Raw genomic sequence first — 1,859 nt, forward strand, 5'->3', positions numbered from 1 at the left:
TTGTGTGCCAGGCATGGCAACTATCTAGGTGGTGAAAGTCCGCTGTGGGGGTACACATCAACCAACCACTAAGGAAGCGCAAGGTACTTATTGTGAGATAAGGGCTGGAGGAAGCGTGGAATAAAATCTTGGCTCGACGTACAGAAATCTGATACTAAGGCTCTACAAAGGGATGAGGCTCCAAGACAAGCCAAAGTCCAATAGATGTGCGTAACTTTGTAGGGTAAATCAGGCGAGTAAAAGAGGAAAGATAGTTGTCTTACCCTGGGAGGTCTTGTGGATGTACGAAAGTACAGTCGGAAAAGGTTAGTCGCAAGAAGTCAGCAGAAGCCATAGTAGTGAAGCAATTTCATGAAGGGCTGAACAATTTATAGTGTTTCGACACCACGAATGCGTAAGTGATGAACTCCGAATGTGTTAATGGTGAAAATATGAGCGTATCTCAAAGGATAACCAAAAAGGGAGATATCACTTACTACGTGAGCGGAGAGGAGAAACGAGTGTGGAACTTTTAGAACAAATTTTGAGCAATCAAAACATGAACGAAGCCTACTTGCGTGTTTATAAAAATAAGGGGGCAAGTGGGGTCGATGGAGTAACAGTAGATGAACTGAAGCAATATCTGAAAGAGAACAAGGATGAACTTCGCAAACGCATCAGAACAAGAAAATACCAACCACAAGCTGCCTTAAGAGTGGAAATCCCAAAAGAAAATGGCAAGATGCGAAAGTTGGGAATACCAACAGTAGTGGATAGAGTTGTTCAGCAAGCCATTCATCAAGTTCTCAGTCCGATATTTGAAAAGCAATTCAGTGAATTCAGTTACGGCTTTAGACCAAAACGAAGTTGCGAGATGGCTATTATCAAAAGCCTGGAATTTCTGAACGACGGACACGATTGGGTAGTAGACATTGACCTTGAAAGATTCTTTGATACAGTTCACCACGATAAACTTATGCGAATCATTGCAAATACAATAAATGATGGGGATGTTATTTCTCTAATCAGAAAATACTTGGTAAGTGGGGTCATGGTAAATGGAAAATATGAAGAAACTCCCGTTGGGACTCCGCAAGGAGGCAACCTCAGCCCACTACTGAGCAATATTATGTTGAATGAACTCGATAAGGAACTAGAAGGAAGAGGGCTACGATTCGTGAGATACGCTGATGACGCTCTAATTTTTGTTAAAAGTGAAAAAGCAGCGAATAGAGTAATGGAAACTATCGTGAGATTTATAGAAGGAAAACTAGGATTAATAGTCAATGTGGAGAAGAGTAAAATATCTCGCCCAAAAGATTTAAAATTCTTGGGGTTCGGATATTATTACGATTTTAAAAATAAGAGGTATCAAGTTAAACCTCATGCCATGTCAATACAAAAATTTCAAAGAAAGCTTCGAAAATTAACAAAGCGAAATTGGAGTATACCGCTAGACTACCGAATTTTGAAACTAAAACAAGTCATAATTGGATGGGTTAATTACTTTAGAATCTCGAATATGAAAATGGCAATGTGTGAGATAGACAAGAAGCTTCGCTCTAGAATTAGGGTTATCATCTGGAAGCAATGGAAGCAACCAAAGAAACAAATCAAGTCGCTTATTCAATTAGGAATTTCTGAGGGAGAAGCGAAAGGATTAACATACTGTCGAAAAGGCTACCGGTACATTGGACTGTCAAAGGTCGTACATAGAGCAATCTCAAACAAAAGACTAAAGCAGAGGGGGCTCCCCTCTGCTTTAGACCATTATCTAAAAGTACACACTGTAATATAAATTGAACCGCCGTATACGGAACCGTACGTACGGTGGTGTGAGAGGGGCGAAAATAATAATCTTATTTTCCCTCTACTCGATT

1 protein-coding gene is annotated in these 1,859 nt (G+C 40.1%); it reads left to right on the forward strand.

Annotated elements, in window-relative coordinates:
* Nucleotides 1–502 precede the first annotated feature (502 nt).
* Nucleotides 503–1,777 (forward strand): group II intron reverse transcriptase/maturase, encoded by a 1,275-nt coding sequence (gene ltrA / locus HHO41_RS21965; protein WP_169102726.1) that lies wholly within the window; start codon nucleotides 503–505, stop codon nucleotides 1,775–1,777.
* Nucleotides 1,778–1,859 lie beyond the last annotated feature (82 nt).

Source organism: Bacillus sp. DNRA2 (assembly GCF_012843265.1).
Lineage (GTDB): Bacteria > Bacillota > Bacilli > Bacillales > Cytobacillaceae > Bacillus_BU.